This window comes from Actinoalloteichus sp. GBA129-24, assembly GCF_001941645.1.
Classification (GTDB): domain Bacteria; phylum Actinomycetota; class Actinomycetes; order Mycobacteriales; family Pseudonocardiaceae; genus Actinoalloteichus_A; species Actinoalloteichus_A fjordicus.
Genome location: NZ_CP016077.1, coordinates 2,302,298 through 2,319,855, shown reverse-complemented (window position 1 = coordinate 2,319,855; position 17,558 = coordinate 2,302,298). Strand labels below are relative to the sequence as shown.

General features: G+C 73.0%; 16 protein-coding genes. 4 read left to right on the top strand and 12 right to left on the bottom strand.

Translation table 11 applies throughout. From position 1 onward, the window contains the following. Positions 1 to 37: 37 nt before the first annotated feature. Together UA75_RS10480 and UA75_RS10475 are read left to right on the top strand one after the other, a co-directional pair. Positions 38 to 1,054: a tryptophan--tRNA ligase gene (locus UA75_RS10480; RefSeq protein ID WP_075740076.1), complete on the top strand. Its 1,017-nt coding sequence runs from the start codon at positions 38 to 40 to the stop codon at positions 1,052 to 1,054. Between the two features lie 97 nt (positions 1,055 to 1,151). Continuing rightward, the gene (locus UA75_RS10475) at positions 1,152 to 1,814 is read left to right on the top strand and encodes a histone deacetylase (RefSeq protein WP_075743648.1); all 663 of its coding nucleotides are present in this window, start codon (positions 1,152 to 1,154) and stop codon (positions 1,812 to 1,814) included. A 281-nt stretch (positions 1,815 to 2,095) separates the two neighbouring features. Here the strand turns inward: UA75_RS10475 and UA75_RS10470 are convergent, their stop codons facing one another. From UA75_RS10470 to UA75_RS10425, 10 genes are all read right to left on the bottom strand, one after another. Further along, positions 2,096 to 2,548: a protein phosphatase gene (locus UA75_RS10470; protein ID WP_075740075.1), complete on the bottom strand. Its 453-nt coding sequence runs from the start codon at positions 2,546 to 2,548 to the stop codon at positions 2,096 to 2,098. A 257-nt stretch (positions 2,549 to 2,805) separates the two neighbouring features. Next, positions 2,806 to 4,128 (bottom strand): UDP-glucose dehydrogenase family protein, encoded by a 1,323-nt coding sequence (locus tag UA75_RS10465; protein ID WP_075740074.1) that lies wholly within the window; start codon positions 4,126 to 4,128, stop codon positions 2,806 to 2,808. Next, positions 4,121 to 5,071: a glycosyltransferase family 9 protein gene (locus UA75_RS10460; RefSeq protein ID WP_083690668.1), complete on the bottom strand. Its 951-nt coding sequence runs from the start codon at positions 5,069 to 5,071 to the stop codon at positions 4,121 to 4,123. The genes UA75_RS10465 and UA75_RS10460 overlap by 8 nt, the downstream gene beginning before the upstream one ends. Beyond that, complete coding sequence (locus UA75_RS10455) at positions 5,062 to 5,751, bottom strand: SDR family oxidoreductase (protein WP_075740073.1); 690 nt, start codon at positions 5,749 to 5,751, stop codon at positions 5,062 to 5,064. The genes UA75_RS10460 and UA75_RS10455 overlap by 10 nt, the downstream gene beginning before the upstream one ends. Before the next feature lie 23 nt (positions 5,752 to 5,774). Next, entirely contained in the window at positions 5,775 to 7,160 is a 1,386-nt protein-coding gene (locus tag UA75_RS10450) for a PfkB family carbohydrate kinase (protein WP_075740072.1), read from the bottom strand. Then, a complete protein-coding gene (locus UA75_RS10445) occupies positions 7,157 to 7,720 on the bottom strand; it encodes an SIS domain-containing protein (protein WP_075740071.1) in 564 nt (187 codons plus the stop codon). The genes UA75_RS10450 and UA75_RS10445 overlap by 4 nt, the downstream gene beginning before the upstream one ends. After that, entirely contained in the window at positions 7,717 to 8,787 is a 1,071-nt protein-coding gene (locus UA75_RS10440; RefSeq protein ID WP_075740070.1) for a glycosyltransferase family 9 protein, read from the bottom strand. Before UA75_RS10440 ends, UA75_RS10445 begins: the two co-directional genes overlap by 4 nt. Beyond that, positions 8,784 to 10,439, bottom strand: a complete 1,656-nt coding sequence (locus UA75_RS34425) for an HAD-IIIA family hydrolase (protein ID WP_075740069.1) — start codon at positions 10,437 to 10,439, stop codon at positions 8,784 to 8,786. The genes UA75_RS10440 and UA75_RS34425 overlap by 4 nt, the downstream gene beginning before the upstream one ends. Continuing rightward, on the bottom strand, positions 10,436 to 12,061 hold the full coding sequence (locus UA75_RS10430; RefSeq protein ID WP_075740068.1) for a carbamoyltransferase: 1,626 nt from the start codon (positions 12,059 to 12,061) through the stop codon (positions 10,436 to 10,438). Before UA75_RS10430 ends, UA75_RS34425 begins: the two co-directional genes overlap by 4 nt. Positions 12,062 to 12,312: 251 nt before the next feature. Further along, positions 12,313 to 13,290, bottom strand: a complete 978-nt coding sequence (locus tag UA75_RS10425; RefSeq protein WP_075740067.1) for a UDP-glucuronic acid decarboxylase family protein — start codon at positions 13,288 to 13,290, stop codon at positions 12,313 to 12,315. 170 nt (positions 13,291 to 13,460) lie between these two features. Between UA75_RS10425 and UA75_RS10420 the strand changes: the two genes are divergently transcribed. Both UA75_RS10420 and UA75_RS10415 read left to right on the top strand, forming a co-directional pair. Continuing rightward, the gene (locus UA75_RS10420; RefSeq protein ID WP_075740066.1) at positions 13,461 to 14,345 is read left to right on the top strand and encodes a glycosyltransferase family 2 protein; all 885 of its coding nucleotides are present in this window, start codon (positions 13,461 to 13,463) and stop codon (positions 14,343 to 14,345) included. Then, complete coding sequence (locus UA75_RS10415; RefSeq protein ID WP_075740065.1) at positions 14,342 to 15,238, top strand: glycosyltransferase family 2 protein; 897 nt, start codon at positions 14,342 to 14,344, stop codon at positions 15,236 to 15,238. Before UA75_RS10420 ends, UA75_RS10415 begins: the two co-directional genes overlap by 4 nt. Positions 15,239 to 15,258: 20 nt before the next feature. On the opposite strand, the gene UA75_RS10410 is transcribed toward UA75_RS10415, so the two are convergent. Together UA75_RS10410 and UA75_RS10405 are read right to left on the bottom strand one after the other, a co-directional pair. Beyond that, positions 15,259 to 16,488 carry a glycosyltransferase gene (locus UA75_RS10410; RefSeq protein WP_075740064.1) on the bottom strand — a complete coding sequence of 410 codons (1,230 nt, stop codon included), beginning with the start codon at positions 16,486 to 16,488 and terminating at the stop codon, positions 15,259 to 15,261. Between the two features lie 32 nt (positions 16,489 to 16,520). Continuing rightward, the gene (locus UA75_RS10405; protein WP_232237712.1) at positions 16,521 to 17,498 is read right to left on the bottom strand and encodes a glycosyltransferase; all 978 of its coding nucleotides are present in this window, start codon (positions 17,496 to 17,498) and stop codon (positions 16,521 to 16,523) included. Between the last annotated feature and the right edge of the window lie 60 nt (positions 17,499 to 17,558).

Sequence of the window (17,558 nt, the reverse complement as noted above, 5' to 3'; positions counted from 1 at the left end):
CGGAAGGCCACGACGCCGCCCGGTAGACTGCCCGACCATGGCATCGCCCGCGAAGAAGGTATCGCTGACCGGCATCAAGCCCACCGGCGAGCCGCATCTCGGCAACTACATCGGTGCGATCCGCCCGGCCCTGGAGCTGGCCGCCGACTACGAGTCGATGTACTTCATCGCCGACTACCACGCCCTCACCACGCTGCGCGATCCGGAACTGCTGCGGCGGTACACGCGGTCGGTGGCGGCCACCTGGATCGCGGCGGGACTCGACCCCGAGCGCACACTGCTCTACCGGCAGTCCGACGTGCCGGAGATCTTCGAGCTGAACTGGGTCATGTCCTGCCTGACGGGCAAGGGCCTGATGAACCGCGCACACGCCTACAAGGCCGTGCGGGATCGCAACGAGGAGGCGGGCCGCAGCGACCTCGATGCCGGGGTCAACATGGGCCTGTTCAACTACCCCGTGCTGATGGCCGTCGACATCCTGATCATGAACGCCGACGTGGTGCCGGTCGGCAAGGATCAGGCGCAGCACGTCGAGATCGCCGCCGACATCGCGGGCTCGTTCAACCACGCCTACGGATCGGGCTATCGGTTCACCGTGCCCCGCGTGCTGATCCCGGAGGCCGACAACGGCCGGACGCTGCCCGGCATCGACGGCCGCAAGATGAGCAAGTCCTACGACAACACCATTCCGCTGTTCCTGCCGGCGGGGAAGCTGAAGAAGCTGGTCCGCCGGATGCCGACCGACAGCACACCGGTCGAGGCGCCGAAGAACGCCGACGAGTCCTCGGTGTTCCAGATCCTTCAGCAGTTCGCGAGCGAGGACGTCGTGAACGACACCCGCGCGCGACTCGCGGCGGGCGGGGTCGGCTGGGGCGAGCTGAAGAACCAGCTCTTCGAGGTGCTCGACGAGCAGCTTGCGCCGATGCGAGAGCGCTATGAGGCGTTGACGGCGCCGGACAGCGAGCTGGACGCGATCCTGGCGGCGGGTGCCGAGAAGGCACGGGCCAAGGCGGTGCCGGTCCTGCGCCAGGTTCGCGCGGCCGTCGGGATCTAAGGCAGGCGACGGCGACCCGACCCGGCCGCACGATGACGGGCCCGCCGCCGTGTCTGATGGGCGGCCCGCCGCCGTGTCTGACGGGCGGCCCGCCGCCGTGACCGGATCGCCGAGCCCCCCGCCTGCGGTCCCGCGTCCCTCGACATCGCCGTCGCCGGAGCTGGTCTGGTACGTCAGTTACGGCAGCAACATGTGTGCCGAACGCCTGCGTCTCTATCTGGCGGGCGGCACCCCGCCGGGGACGACGCACGCCTATCCGGGCTGCCGGGACCCCCGCCCACTACACCGCAGCGTGGGTTGTCTGCTGACGGGCGGCGTGTACTTCGCCACCGAGTCCTCGGTGTGGGGCGGCGGGCGGGCGTTCTACGATCCCGAGCTGCCGGGACCCGCCGCCGCATGCGCCCACCTGATCAGTGCGGGCCAGTTCGCCGACCTGACCGCGCAGGAGATGTACCGCGAGCCCGGCGCCGACCTGGATATGCGCCCCGTGCTGGCCGCCGGGCGACACGAACTCGGGCCCGGCCGCTACGAGACCCTGCTGCACGTCGGCGACCGCGAGGGATCGCCGATGCTGACCTTCACTGCCCCGTGGCAGGCCGCGCAGGTCGACTGGGTGGCGCCCTCGGCAGGCTACCTGCGGGTGCTCCGGGCCGGTCTCGGCGAGGCACACGGCTGGGACGCCGGCCGAGCAGGCCGTTATCTGGCCACGCTGCCCGGCGCGCAGGGCCGCTGGACGGCAGCCGCGATCAGCAGCCTCTGAGGGGCGGGCAAACCGACTCGGCGAACCCGGCACGGGACGCCGCACGCGGTCTGCCGGACCGCACGGCCGCTTCGCCTCGTCCACACCGACCCTGCGGGTACGACACCCTCGTCGAACAGATCGTCAGCAGGCACGTGCCGTCGCTGCGGCGGAGCCGACACCGTCGGTGCAAGAGGCCGCCGAACCGGCACGGGCCTCGACCGCCGACGGGTCACCGCGTCCGCCCGGACGTCGACCCGCCCGCAGTGCCCCACAGGCAGGCTTCGGCAGGGAAGAGCTGCTCAAAAGGTGTCCGTCTGCCTGCCGGCGGCGAACCGGGTGACGTAGCGGCGCTGCCAGGGAGTCTCCACGGCGTGGCGATCGTAGTGGCGCCGCACGAAACCGACGGCCTCGGCGGGCGGCACTCCGTCGAGCACCGCGAGGCAGGCCAGGGCGGTGCCGGTCCGCCCTCGGCCGCCGCCGCAGGCGATCTCCACCCGCTCGGTCGCGGCTCGCCGCCAGGCCTCGTGCAGGACCTCGCGGGCCAGGGTTCGATCGCGGGGCAGGAGGAAGTCGGGCCACGGCAGCAGGCGGCTCTCCCACGGAACGGACGGCGGCGTCCCGCCCAGCAGGTGGACGGCGAAGGTCGGCGTCGGTCCCGGCGGCAGCGGCCTGCGCAGCCCGCGCCCCCGGACGAGCCGTCCGGAAGGCAGCCGAAGCACACCCGGAGCATCCGACGGCCAGCAGTCGACCATGCGAACACTCTAAAAGCCTGTTTTTGATCCCCACTTTCCTGTTGCGCGGGGCAGGCGCGGCGATCTGCGGCGTTGTCGTCAGTCGACATGACTCCGGTTATGTCTCTTTCCTCCGCCTGGCAGCTCAGCCGCGCTGATCCCCGCTCACGGCTCCAGGGGGATCAAAAACAGGCTCTAAGGACGGCACGACTCGACGGCGCACGAAGGCCCGGCAGGACCACGCCCGCCGGGCCGCCCCCGGGGCAGCGGCGGGGCCGTCATCCCTCGGGTCGGCCGCCGCCGGTTCCGATTCCGATATGTCGGAAGCCCGCCTGGGCGAGGATCTCCTGGTCGAGCAGGTTGCGCGTGTCCACGACGACGAGCTGTTCAGCGGCGGCGGCCAGCATTCGCCAGTCCAGGTCCCGGAACTCCGGCCACTCGGTGAGCACGACCAGCGCCATCGCCTTCTCGGCGACCCGGTACGGGTCGTCCACCACCCGCACGCCTGCCCCGATACCGACGCGGTCGTCTGCGCTGACGCCGGGATCGTGCGCGGAGATCAGTGCGCCCTGTCTGGCGAGCGCCTCGACGACGGCGACGGCGGGAGAAGCCCGCAGGTCACCGGTTCCCGCCTTGAAGGCCAGGCCGAGCACCCCGATCCGAACCCCGACGAGCGATCCCGCCGCCGAACCGGTGACCGCGCAGCGCACCTTCCGCACGACCATCGAATGCTGGCGGGTGTTGGTCTTGACCGCGTCCCGCACCAGGGCGAAGTCCACACCGGCCGCCTCCGCCGCCCACAGCAGCGCCCCCGCGTCCTTCGGCAGGCAGGAGCCGCCCCAGCCCGGTCCGGCCGCGAGGAAGTCGGGCCCGATCCGGTCGTCGAAGCCCATGGCTCGGGTGACCTGCGTGACGTCGGCGCCGACCCGCTCGCACAGATCCGCGAGGACGTTGGCGTAGGAGGCCTTCACCGCCAGGAAGGCGTTGCTGGCGTACTTGGTCACTTCGGCGGTCGCGGGATCGGTGTGCAGCACCGGTGCTCCCGTGGCCGCGTAGAGGGCGGCCACTCGATCGGCGGCGGCGCGCTGTCCCGCGTCGGCGCCGATCACGATGCGGTCGGGACGCAGGAAGTCCGCGACGGCGTGGCCCTCGCGCAGGAACTCGGGATTGCCCACCACCGGCAGGTCCGATCGGCCGAGCAGGCCGGGAATCCGCCGCGCCGTGCCCATCGGAACGGTGGACTTCGTGACGACGACGCAGCCGGGCCGCAGCACCCGGCCGAGATCGGCGAGGACCGTCTCGAAGGCGCCGAGATCGGCGACGCCGCCCGGCCCCATCGGGGTCGGCAGGCAGAGCAGGGCCACCTCGACGTCGGCGAGCGCGGCGAGATCGGTGGTGAACCGGAGTCGTCGCCCGGCGATGCCCTCGGCGACCAGCTCCGACAGTCCCGGCTCGACGAGCGTCACCTCGCCGTCGTGCAACCGGTCGATCTTGTGCCGGTCGTTGTCCACACAGGTCACGTGCCGACCGAGCCGGGCGAGGCAGGCCGCGCTGGTCAGCCCGACGTAGCCTGCTCCGACGACACCGACCCGGCTAGCCATGGTCGACCTGTTCGCGCAGCAGCCCGTGGACGGCGGCCAGCACCCGGTCGGGCAGCAGCATCAGCAGTCCGGCGTCGGGATGGTCGGCGTGCGGATCTCCGAGGTCGCCGACCCAGAGGGCGACGTGCTGCGCGGCGCCGGGCGGCGGCCCCCACAGCTTCGGCGGCGTCGGGCCGAACAACAGCACGGACGGGGTGGCGAACGCCGTGGCCAGATGACCGACTCCGGTGTCCCCGCAGATCACCAGCCTCGCCTCGGCGACGACGGCCGCCAGTTCGGCGAGCCCGGTGCGGCCTGCGAGGACCGTCGAGGCGGGCAGTCCTGCCTCCTCGGCGACCCGGGCCGCCAGGTCCCGCTCGGCCGGGGTGCCGGTGACCACGAGGTGATGGCCATCGGCGCGCAGCGCGCGAGCCACCTCGGCGTAGCGGCCCGGCGGCCACCGTCGGGCCGCTGAGGCGGCGCCGGGATGAACGACGATCGCGTGCGGGTGCGGGCTGGGCACCGGCGGGGCGGGCAGGCCGAGATCGTCCCGCCGCGCGTCGATGCCCGCGAAGTCCAGCAGCCTGCACCAGCGGTCCACCTCGTGCACGTCGTCCCGCCACTCCAGGCCCGGCTGGCCGCCGACGTCGGGGTGGCGGTGGGTGAGCAGGTCGTGCGGCCGCTGGGCACGCAGATCACGGATGCTCTGCGGTCCCCTGCCGTGCAGGTTGACCGCGAGACTCGGCGGTGCACCCGGCCAGCTCAAGGCACCCAGTCCCTCGGTCGGCAACAGCTCGTCGACCGCGTCGACGAGATCGACGACGGCGCGCAGCCCGCCCGGCGCCGCGAGCACGAGACGTGCCTCGGGGCGCGCACGGTGCAGGGACCGCAGCGTCGGGACTCCCGTCAGCAGATCGCCGAGACCCAGCGCACGCAGGACCAGGATCGACTCGGTCAGGGCCACGATCCCTCTTCCGACGAGCAGACGACGAGTTCCCTGATCTCGCAGCCGGGGGGCTGACTCAGCACGAACGCGACCGTCCTGGCCACGTCCTCCGGTTGGTTCAGCCGGGCGTCCGGCGGCGGCTTGTACTGCTCGGCGCGGTCGTCGAAGAAGGCGGTGTGCATCCCGCCGGGGATCAACAGAGTCACACCGACCGACCCGGCGGTCTCGGCGGCCAGCGCCCTGGTGAACCCGACGACGCCGAACTTGGCGGCGCAGTAGGCGGTCGCGTCGCCGACGGCCTTGATGCCGAGAGTGGAGCCGCAGGTCACCACCGTGCCTCGGCTCTCCTTCAAGAAGGGCAGCGCCGCCCGGACGACGGCGACCGTGCCGAGCAGATTGACGTGCACGACGCGCTCCCAGTCCCGCACGGAGACCGCGTCCAGCGCGCCGCAGGCATCGGTCCCGGCGGCGGTGAAGACACCGTCGAGCCTGCCGCCCGCCCGTCCGACGAGTTCCCGCACCGCCGCTTCGGCCGAGGCGGTGTCAGCGAGGTCGGCCTCGACGAACTCGATGCCTGCAGCGGGTCTCGTCCGGTCGATCACGAAGGGGGTGCCGCCGTTCTCCTGGACGACGGCTGCCGTCGCCGCGCCGAGACCGGACGCGCCGCCGGTGATCAGGATGTTGCCGAGGCCTGCCATGGAAGCTCCTCCGCTGTCGGTTTTCAGCTCCTGCCTTGTGCGGCGGCCACCAGCTGCGATGTCGAGTAGCCGTGGACCGTCGGGATCAGCACGGTCTCGCCGCCGTGCCGCTGCACGATCTCGCTCTCCGGCAGCTGGGTCCCGGTGTAGTCGCCGCCCTTGACCCAGACGTCCGGGCAGAGCCGCTCCAGCAGCGCGGCGGGCGACGGCTCGTCGAAGATCGCGACCGCGTCCACCGAGGCCAGCTCGGTGAGCAGCCTGGCCCGGTCGCGGGCCTGGAGGATGGGACGACCGAGACCTTTCAGCCGTCGGACCGAGTCGTCGGAGTTCAGACAGACGATCAAGGCGTCGCCCAGAGCCCGCGACTGCTGCAACAGGCTCAGATGGCCGGGATGCAGCAGGTCGAAGCAGCCGCCGGTGGCGACGAGGCGACCACCTGCGGCTCGGACCCTGGCCGCGACGTCGAACGCCGAGCCGAGGTTCGGGGGCAGCGGCGGCTGTGCCGGGGTCGAGGGTTCGACGCGGACGGACAGTGCGCAGGCCCCGCCCGCTCCGATGAACCGCGCCGCCGCCTCGACCGCGCCCGACACGGCCTCGGCCATGGTGGCTCCGGCGAGCAGGCTCGCCGCGGCGGTGGAGGCGAAGCAGTCGCCCGCGCCGCAGGCGTCGGGTTCCGCCGAGGCCGTGACCCGAGCGTCGGCGGGCACCGGCACCGTGCGGACCCGTCGCCCGTCGGCCAGTGCCGCGCCTGCCGCACCGGTCGTCACGGCGACCGCGTGCGCGGCCCAGTCGTCCCGCAGGATCATTGCCAGTTCGGCGGGTTCGAGCCCGGACTGGTGAAACCGGCGTGCCTCGCTGAGGTTCGGCGAGATCAGCCGGGCGCCCGGTGTCGGCGCCGGCCCACGCGGATGCGGGTCCCACACGATCGGCACGGTCGGCGCGAGTGCGGCGAGCAGCCGTCTGATGTCGGGATGTCCGGCGACCCCGCCGCCGTAGTCGGCGACCAGGATCGCGCCCGCACTCCGCAACGCCCGTTCGATCTCGGCGGCCAAGGGCCCCTGGTCCGCCGTGCCGTCTCCGGTGTCCAGCCGCAGCAGGGACTGGCCCGCGACCCGCACGCGGGCCTTGCGGACCGTCGTGCCGCGCAGCGGAACGGACAGCACCGTGAGTTCCTCGTCGAGCAGCCCGCGCAGCGCCCGCCCCGCCTCGTCGTCGGCCACGGCGGTGATCAGCAGCACCGAGTCGGTGGACCGCGCGGCCAGCAGCGCGGCCAGGCCGGCGCCGCCGGGCCTGCGCAGTTCTCGACACACGTCGACGACGGCGGCCGGAGTGCCGGGGCACAACCGGTCGACGGTGCCCTCGACGTCCACGTCGAGCATCGCGTCACCGAGCACCACCAGCGGCTTCACACCGGCACCCCCAAGGCCTCGTCCAGCGCGAGGCACAGGGCGTGCACGAGCACGAGGTGCACCTCCTGCACCGTGGCGACGTCGGGTGCGTCGACGATGATCGCGTCGTCGCACAGCGCGGCCAGCGGATTCGGGGAGGCCCCCGTCATCGCCCACGTGGTGACGCCGATGTCCTGAGCCGCCTTCGCGGCGGCGACGACGTTCTCGCTGCTTCCGCTGGTGGACAGCAGGATCAGGACGTCACCGGCTCGGCCGTGGGCGCGCACCTGGCGGGCGTACACCTCGGCGGCGCCGTAGTCGTTGACGATCGCGGTGCACGAGGAGGCGTCGGCGTGCAGCGGAATGGCCGCCAAGGGCCGTCGCTCGTTCCGGAAGCGGCCGACCAGCTCCCCGGTCAGATGCTGCGCCTCGGCGGCGCTGCCGCCGTTGCCGCACACGAGCAGTCGGCCGCCGTCGACGAGGACTCGAGACAACTCGAGGCCCCACTGTCGCAGGGTCGGCGCGGCAGAACCGATCCGTCCCAGCGCCTGGCTCAAGGCCGTGAAATGTTCTTCGATCACGACACACCTCCGGTCGTTAGGCGGCGCTGCGGCCGATCAGCGGTCACGGCGGCGAGTCGCTCGGTCGCGGCGACGACCTCGTCGGGATCGATCGACTCCAGACAGGGATGCCCGCCGACGGGGCACTTCCGCGCACGACTGCCCCGACACGGCGCGTCCTGATCGCCCAGCACGGCGGTCGGCACCCCGTAGGGGGCCCACCGTGCGGCGGGCACGACCGGGGCGAACAGGGAGACGACCGGCGTTCCCACCGCGGCCGCCAGATGCGCCGGACCGGTGTTGGGCGCCACCACGACGCTCGCGTGTGCGAGCACGGCGGCGAGTTCCGGCAGCGTCGTCCTGCCGCCGAGGTCGAGGCCGCCGAGGTCGGGACCACCGCCCCGCGCCACCGTCGCGGTGAGCGCCCGATCGACGGGTGTTCCCGTGACGACCACCCGGCGTCCGGCGGCGGCGAGCGCCGCGACGACGGCGGCCGAACGGGACGCGGACATCTGACGGGCCGGGGTGGAGGCGCCGGGATGCACCACGACATAGCCCGGCGGTCCCGTCGCCGTGCGCAGGTCGGGCAGCGGTCCTCGGACGGCGAGGGTGCCGTCATCGCCGGGAGGCAGCCGGAACCCGGCCGACTCGGCCAGCGACAGCGCCCGTTCGCTCTCCGGCGGATCGCCGTCGACGCGGTGCCGCAGGTCCAGCAGCGAGCCCGGATAGTCGTCCGAGATCGCCCCGATCCAGGGCACCCCGGCCATCCGCAGCAGCAGGGCGAGCGGCAACGGCGACTGGTGGAACGACGTGAGGACGAGGGCACGGTCGACACCGTGCTCCCGGATCTGTTCGACGAGGGCGAGCACCTCGGCCGAGACCAGCGCGGGCGGTTCCGGGTCGATCCACGGTGCGCACCACGTCAGCACCTCGGCCACGCCGGGCAGCAGCTCGCCTGCGGCGGCACCTCTCGGCCCGGCCAACAGGGTGACGGAGTCCGCGCAGGCGGCCACGGCCCGGATGCACGGGCCCGCCAACAGGACGTCGCCTGCGCTGTCCATGCGCGCGACGAGTACCCGGCCGGTCACCGCACACCCGCCAGGGCCAGTGCGACGGCCGCCACGATGTCCTCGGCCACCGCCGCCTCCGCGCGCGCCTTGGCGATCTCCGCCCGCCGAGTCCTGGCCGTGGGGACCAGGATTCCGCGTGCGCCCGCCGCAGCCGCAGCGGCGACGTCCGCGCCCGTGTCGCCGATGACCACACAGCCCTCGACGTCCACGCCCAGTGCCGCCGCCGCGCGATACACCATGCCGGGCGCGGGCTTCCGGCAGTCGCAGCCGTCCTGCGGACCGTGGACGCAGACCTGCCAGGTCTGGAACGGCCCGAGCAGGGCCTCGACTCGCGAGTTCACCTCGGCGAGCTGGTCGGCGCTGATCAGTCCGCCCGCGACCCCGGCCTGGTTGCTCACCACCCCGACTCGGATGCCCGCCTCCCGCGACATCCGCAGCGCCTCCACGGCCCCCGGCATCGGGTGCACGCCAGCCGGGTCGGTCAGACCGGGGACATCACCGATGAGCGTGTCGTCCCGGTCGAACAGCAGGGCCTGCGGCGGGCGGGACCTGCCTCGATGTGCCTCGCGGGGTCCGCCGCTGTGGCCATGCGGCGGCCTGCCGCTGTATGCATTGAGCGGCCCGCCGCCGGAGCCATGCAGCGGCCCGCCGCCGGAGCCGTCTAGCGGCCCGCCGCTGTATGCATCGAGCGGCCCGCCGCTGGAGCCATGCAGCGGCCCGCCGCTGTGCCGCCGCCGATGTCGGATCTCCCCACGCAGCCGGTGCAGACAGGCAGCTGGCGGGATCAGCACGCTGGTGACCAGCATCCGACCGACCTCCGCCGCCGTGCGCGGACCCGGCCCGATTCGTCGCGCGGCGAACTCGCCGGTCAGCGCGGCCCAGATCGCCGCGCAGCCCGCCGCCGCCCTTCGTCGCCCGGTCACCGCGAACAGCCCGCCCAGCGCCGCGGCGCCGATGGTCAGCACATGCAGGCGCAGCCTGCCGGGTCCCTCTCCGATCCGCTCCCGCCATCGGGCTCCGTGCGTGCGTCGCATCAGCACGTCGTCGGCGTTGCCGCGCTGGGCGCGGACACTGGCCAGCAGGCTCGCCCGGCGCACCGGATGCGTGGTCGCCCGATCACCTCGGACGATCTCGTAACCGGCCAGGCGGACGCGCATCGCGAGGTCCGCATCCTCCCGATAGGCGCGGGGGAACCGCTCGTCGAAGCCGCCGACGGCCGCCAGCGCAGACCGTCGATAGGCCATGTCGGCGGTGATCCAGCGCGCGCGGGCCAGTCCTGCGGTGCCGCGCTCGTCGTCGGTGGGCCGTCGGTCGGCAGGCAGCGGAACCACGATCTCGGCCTCCGATGCCCCCACCAGATCGTCGAGTCCCGTCAGGTCCCCCGCCAGCCGCGCGGGCCAGTCCGCGTCGGTGATCACGTCGTCGTCCAGGAAGGCGATCCACTCCCCGCCCGCCTGCCGCCAGCCGGTGTTGCGGGCCGCCGCCGGTCCCCGCCCGCCGGAGCGCAGCAGTCGGATCGACGGCGGCAGGCGCAGCTCCTCGCCCCCTGGCCGGTCATCGACGACCAGGATCTCCCTGGGCGGCGGGCCGACGGCGGCGTCCAGGGCGGCCAGCAGCCGCCAGAGACTGTCGCGTCCCGTAGTCGGGATCACCACGCTGTAGTCGATCATGATCGCCGCACCAGGAACGGGCCGATCGCAAGCAGGTCGACCGGTGCGGAACCGAAGCACTCCAGGGCATCCCTCGGCGAGTCGACCATCGGCCGGCCCGCCGTGTTGAGGCTCGTGTTGACCACCACCGGCAGCCCGGTGCGAGCTTCGAACTCCGCCAGCATGCGAGCCGTCAGCGGTGCATGCGCCGGGTCGACCGTCTGCACCCGCGCCGTGCCGTCGACATGGGTCACCGCGCCGAGGCGCTCCCGCCACGATTCGGCGACGTCGTGGACGAACAACATGTACGGGCTGGGCAGCGGACCTCGCCCGAACAACTCGGCCGCGCGGTCGGCGAGGACCATCGGGGCGACCGGCCGGAACTGCTCCCGACCCTTCACCTCGTTGAGCCGTTCCAGGTTGCGCTGCGGTCCCGGATGCGCGAGCAGGGACCGATGCCCGAGCGCCCGAGGGCCGAACTCGGCTCTGCCTTGGAACCAGGCCACCACCTGATCGGCGGCCAGCGCATCGGCCACCGCTGCGGCGACGTCCGCAGGCCGGTCGTACCGGAGGTTCGCCGTGCGCAGCACCGTCGCCAGCTCGTCCTCCGTCCAGTCGCGGCCGAGGTCGGCACCGGTCATCGGCGCGGCCCGCTCGCCCAGCTCGGCGGAGAGCTGCAGGGCCGCCCCCAGCGCGGTCCCCGCGTCACCCGCCGCGGGCTGCACCCAGATCCGGTCGAACGGACCCTCGGCGTACAGGCGTGTGTTGGCCACGCAGTTCAAGGCGATGCCGCCCGCCATCGCCAGGTCGGACTGTCCGGTCTGCGCGTGCAGGCGGCGGACCAGCTCCAACAGCACGTCCTCCACGCGTCGTTGCACACTGGCCGCGAGATCGGCGTGCGTCGAGTCCAGTGCGACCCCGTCCCCGGCCCGAGGAGCGAAGTCGTTCCAGGGCACCGGTTCGGTGCGGAACCCGCCGTCGGCGGTGGTGTGGACGAATTCCGTCAGTGCGCCCAGGAACCTCGGTTCCCCGTAGGAGGCGAGCGCCATGACCTTGTACTCGTCGCTGGACCGGGCAAAGCCGAGGTGTTCGGTGAGGTCCTCGTACAGCAGGCCGAGCGAGTGCGGCAGCCGTTGGGCGTCGAACTCGATGAACTTGCCGTCGCGGTACTCACCTGCCAGGTAGGAGGTGCTCTCGCCGCGTCCGTCCGCGACCAGCACGGCGCAGTCGTCGAAGGGCGCCGCCAGCGCGGCCGAGGCGGCGTGCGCCACGTGGTGTCGGACGAACCGGACCACCGAGGGGTCCAGGCCCGGCAGTGCGGTGCGCAGGAAGGCAGGCGCCCGTCGTGCGTAGTCGGTGCGCACTTCCTCGCTGCCCGCGTCCAGCCCGCCGAGCGAGTGGTCCACCAGCTCCGGGTCGTAGGAGTAGCCGACGGCGTCGAGCTGATCGGCCCGGATGCCCGCCCGGCGCAGGCACCAGGCAGCGGCCTGTTCCGGCAGTTCCCAGGCGGAGAACGGCACCGGGCGCTTCCCGTGCTTGCGTCGGCTGAACCGCTCCTCCTCGGCGGCGGCGACGATCTCGCCGTCCACGACGAGCGCGGCAGCCGGATCGTGGAAGATCGCATTGATGCCGAGAACGCGCATCGAGCCACTCCTCCGCTCGGGGGCATGTGCCGCCCGCCCCGCCGTGTCGGTCCTGTCGTGTCGGCCCTTCCGTGTCGCCCTGCTCGCATCGGCCCGCTCGGTAGCGCCGCATCGTGGCCTCGCCGGTGTCGTGTCACCCGACCGGCCGTCGCCCAGCCGGGGCCGGGTCAGCCCTATAGCGATGCCCGACGACGACGGCGGTAAACCGTTCGGGCGCGCCCCGGCACGTCGTGACTCACCAGAACGTCGGCTCACCAGAAGACCGACGACGGCTCCGGCGTCGGCTCCCGGCGGGGCTCGAACCACCGAATCGTCCGAGCCAGTCCCTCGGCCAGGCTCACCCGAGGCCACCAGCCCAGCTCACGCCGAGCCAGGGTGATGTCCGGACAGCGTCGCCTCGGGTCGTCCTCGGCGGCGTCGGCGAAGGTCAGGCCCGCGCTGCCGCCTGCGGCCGCGCGGATCTCCTCGGCCAGCTCACGCACCGTGAGCTCCTCGGGGTTGCCCAGATTCACCGGGCCGGGCAGATCCGCCTTGGCCAGGGCGAGCAGGCCGCGCACGGTGTCGTCGACGTAGCAGAGCGACCGGGTCTGCGTGCCGGAACCGGCCACGGTCAACGGTTCCCCGGCCAGCGCCTGCCGAATGAACGTCGGCACCGCCCGACCGTCGTGTGCCCGCATCCGAGGGCCGTAGGTGTTGAAGAGCCGAGCGATGCCGGTGTTCGCGCCGCACTCGCGCCGGTAGGCGGCGGTCAGCGCCTCGGCATACCGCTTCGCCTCGTCGTACACGCTGCGCGGGCCGACCGGGTTCACGCGACCTCGATAGCTCTCCGGCTGCGGATGCACCTCCGGGTCGCCGTAGACCTCGCTGGTCGAGGCCAGTACGAAGCGGGCGTCGGCACGCACGGCCACGTCGAGCGCGTGCGCGGTGCCCAGCGACCCCGCCCGGAGCGTCTCGATCGGCAGTCGCAGGTAGTCCGGCGGTGAGGCGGGTGAGGCCAGGTGGAAGACGACGTCGACGCGGCCGGGCACGGTGATCGGTCGAGTGACGTCGTGTCGGACCAACTCGACTCCGGGACGTTCCCGCAGCTCGGCGACCGTGTCGGCCGCAGCAGTCGAGAAGTCGTCGAGCACGAGGACCTCGCTGCCCTCGGCCAGCAGCAGTTCGGCGAGGTGCGATCCGACGAAACCCGCACCCCCGGTCACCAGCGCACGTTCGATGCGTCGCGTCACGTCTTCGGCTACCCGGCCGTCCGCGCCTCACACGTGCGGTCCGGGCCGCAGGTCCCCGGCGCCCTGTTCTCCCGCGCCGGGTTGGGCCGGGACGCCTGCGGGTATGCGGCCTGCATGCGAGTACTTCGCAGGCGCCTCGGCCCCCGTCGCAGGGGGAACGGGGCAGCCTGGTGAGCACGCCGCAGACCACGGTGGTCATCGCCACGCGCGATCGGGCCGCCGAGCTGCACCGCACCCTGACGAGGCTGCGGGCGCTGCGTCCGGCGCCGCCGATCATCGTGGTGGACAACGCCTCCTCCGACGACACGGCGGCGGGCGCCGCACGGATCGCGGGGGTGCAGGTGATCCGGCTCCGCCGCAACCTCGGGGCTGCGGCCCGCAATCTGGGCGTGACCAGGGCCGCGACCCCGTTCGTCGCGTTCTCCGACGACGACTCGTGGTGGGCCCACGACGCCCTCCCCTCGGCAGAGCGCATCCTGACCGCCCACCCGAGGGTCGCGCTGTTGGCGGCGCGGACCCTGGTCGGCCCGACGGACTCCGACGACCCCCTCAATCAACGGATGGCGGCCAGCCCGCTGGGACACCCGACCGGCCTGCCGGGCCCGTCGGTCCTCGGCTTCCTCGCGTGCGCGGCGATCGTCCGGCGGACGGCGTTCCTGGAGGTCGGCGGCTTCTCCCGGCTGCTGCACTTCGGTGCGGAGGAGCGGCTCCTCGCGCTCGACCTCGCGGCGCACGGCTGGGCGCTGTGCTACGCCGACCGGGTCCTGGCCCACCACCATCCCTCCAGCGCCCGACCGCCCGCGTCCTGGCGGCTGCGGGCCGAGCGGCGGAACAACGCCCTCATCACCTGGATGCGACGTCCATGGCACCGATGCGCCGTCGAGACGGCCGACCTGCTGCACGCCGTGCCACGAGACCGCGAGACCCGGCGGGTCGTGGCGGGACTGCTGCGCCGACTGCCTGCCGCGCTCGTCCGACGGAGCCGACTGCCGAGCGAGGTCGAACGGCGCGTCCGGATTCTGGAGCACGCCGACGAGGGGGAGTCGAGCCCATGACGGCGCACCGCATCACCGTGGTGATCATCACCCGCGATCGGCGTGATCAACTCCTGGAGACGCTCGCGAAGATGACCGCGCTGCCCGACGCGGCACCGATCATCCTGGTGGACAACGCCTCCACGGACGGCACGGCGGACGCGGTCGCGGCGGAGTATCCCGAGGTGGAGCTGATCCGGTCGACGCGCAACCTCGGTGCGATCGGACGCAACCTCGCGGTGCGCCGGGCGCGCACCCCGTATGTGGCGTTCTGCGACGACGACACCCGCTGGCAGCCGGGCGTGCTGACCCGTGCTGTCACACTGCTCGACCGGTGGCCGGGTCTGGCCTCGGTCACCGGCAGGTGCCTGGTCGAGCCGGACCTCGCGGAGGACCCGATCACGCCGGAGCTGCGGGACTCCCCCGTGACAGGCCCCGGCTGGCTGCCGGGCCCGGCGCTGCTCGGAGTGATGGCAGGCCTGTCCGCCTTCCGCGTCTCGGCGTTCACCCAGGTCGGCGGCTTCTCCTCGCGGATGTGGCTCGGCGGTGAGGAGGAGCTGCTCGCCCTGGACCTCGCCGCGCTGGGCTGGTGGATGTGCTGGGTCGAGGACATGGTGATTCACCATGCCCCGTCCCGGACGCGTGATGCGCGGCGTCGGCGACAGCTCGGCATCCGCAACACCCTGTGGACGCTGTGGCTGCGCCGTCCGCTGCGCAGCGCGCTCCGTCGGAGCGCGGCCGTGCTGCGCTCGGCACCCGCCGATCTGGCGACGGCGGGGGCGGTGGCGGCCGCCCTGCGCGGGCTGCCCTGGGTCCTGCGGGAGAGACGGGTGGTGCCGACGCGCGTCGAGGCGGGGCTGCTGCTGCTCGAGGAGTCGCAGCGACGGTCGACGGCTCGCCGCTACGTCGGTTGACCCGCCGGACACCGGCAGGCTCACAACACCGCCCTGCCCCCGCTCGCGTCCTCGGTGGACAGCTCCGTCGGTGAGCACGCGCGTTGGTAGACCCGCAGCGTGTCCACGGCGATCCGGTCCCAGGAGTAGCGCAGCTGCATCCGCCTTCTGCCCGCCAGGCCGTAGCGCCGCCGAGTCCCCGGCCGCGCCAGCAGGGCGCGCACCGCGGCGGCGAGGGCAGCGGGATCGTTCGGAGCCACCAGTGTTCCGGTCGATCCGTCGACGACCGTGTCGATCAGTCCGCCCACCGCGGCCGACACCACCGGGACTCCGCACGCCATCGCCTCCAGCGGTGTGATGCCGAAGGGCTCGTACCACGGGGTGCACACGACGACGTCGGCCGACCGCAGCAGCGCGGGCATCTCCGCAGTGGGCACCTGTCCGAGCAGGACGAGTCGGTCTCGCACGCCGAGCTGCTCCGCGAGTCGCAGCAGGCGTTGCGCCTCAGGGTCCTCGTCGAGCCTGCCGTCCTCGGGCCCGCCCGCGAGGAGCAGCTCGGTCTCCGGTAGGGCGGTCAGTGCCGTGACGGCGACGTCGAACCCCTTGCGGGGCACCAGCCTGCCGACGCTGAGAATCCGATGTCGCCCCGAGGGCGGCGCGGGCGGGCCAGCAGGTTGGAAGCGCTCCAGGTCTACGCCGCAGGGCACGACCGAGGCCTTCGCCCGCGTCATGCGCATCCTGGCCAGCTCGAACACCTCGTCGGAGCAGGTGGCGATGACCCGGTCGGCCCGTCTGGCGATCTCCTCCTCCAGCCGGATCCGCTCCGGCGGGCTGGTGTCCGCCGCGCCCTGGTGCCGACGCTTGACCGCGCCGAGGGCGTGGAAGGTCTGCACCACCGGGATGCCCGTCCCCTCGACGGCCAGCATGGCGGCGAGACCGGACATCCAGAAGTGCGCGTGCACCACGTCGGGACGCTCTGCGGCCCAGCGTCGGCGCAGGAACGCGCCGAACTCCCCCATGTGCGCCAGGAGCCGGTCCTTCGGCAGCGGGACCGGCGGACCCGCGGGCACGTGCACGACGCGAAGGCCGCCGTCGGTGATGATCGTCTCGGGCACGACGAGACTCTCACGCCGCGTGTACACGGTCACCTGGTGGCCCTGCCGACACAGCGCGGAGGACAGCTCGGCGACGTGGACGTTCTGGCCGCCTGCATCGACACCGCCCAGCGCGGCCAGCGGACTGGCGTGCTCGGACACCATCGCGATTCTCATCGGGCCTCCTCTCGGAGCCGCTGCGCGGCGGTTCACCGAGTGACCTCGGCGAGCAGGGCGGTCCAGTCGCGATGAAAGCGATCGAGTCCGTATCTCGTCACCGCGTAGTCCCGGCCTGCCCGGCCCGCGAGCACCGCGAGATCGGGTTCGTGCAGCAGTTCGCGGAAGGCCCGCACCAGTACCGACACGTCGGTGGAGACCGCGCCCGCCTCCGAGGGGACCGCCATCGTCGTCTCGGTGGCGGCGAGCACAACGACGGGCATCCCGAGCTGCATCGCCTCCAGGAGCGACAGGCCGAGCGAGGTCCAGCGGGCGGTGTGCAGATACACCCGTCGACGGGCCATCTCGGGGTGCAGCGCGGCATGGTCGAGATCGTCGATGCCGCGCACCGGATGGGCGGTCGAGGAGGCCGGGACGAAGTCGGCCGCTCCGATGCCGAAGAGATCGACCGGGCCCGCGTCGGCGAAGACCGCCAGCAGGTCGCTCCCCGTGACGCGGGCTCGGCGGGACGGCTCGTTGATGAGCGCGACGCCGTGCGGCAGCTCGCCGGTGTACTGCTCGCCGGGGTCGACGATGCCGTGCTGGATGACGTGGGTGGGCGCCCGGCCGTTGTCCCACATCAGGTCGTTGAAGTGGGTGACGTGCACGATCGGGATGTCCGTGCGATCCGCCAGCGGATGCCGTGCCGACGCCGGGTCCGATCGCGGCACGTTGTGTTCGAGATAGACGGCGGGGATGTCCCGGCCCGGCCGCCTGCCGAGCCACTGCTCGACGAGGTCGATCTCCTCCGGGCGTTGCAGGATCACCACGTCGACCTCGGCGTCCCGGAGTTCGGCCAGCGGCACCTCCGTCGCCGACTCCCAGGCGCGGCCGCAGCGGCCGCGTCCCCAGGGGCCGCCCTCGGCCAGCGTGGGCAGCACACAGTGGTGCGGGCCCCGGACGAAGGAGTCCGTCCACGACCCGTGCACGTGCCACAGAAGCACGTTCCGCCCGCCGGCCTGCGCCGTCACGCCCTAGCAGTTCCCCGTTCGCCGGGCCCGCGAAACTCCCGGCGGGGCTGCGGCGTGCCA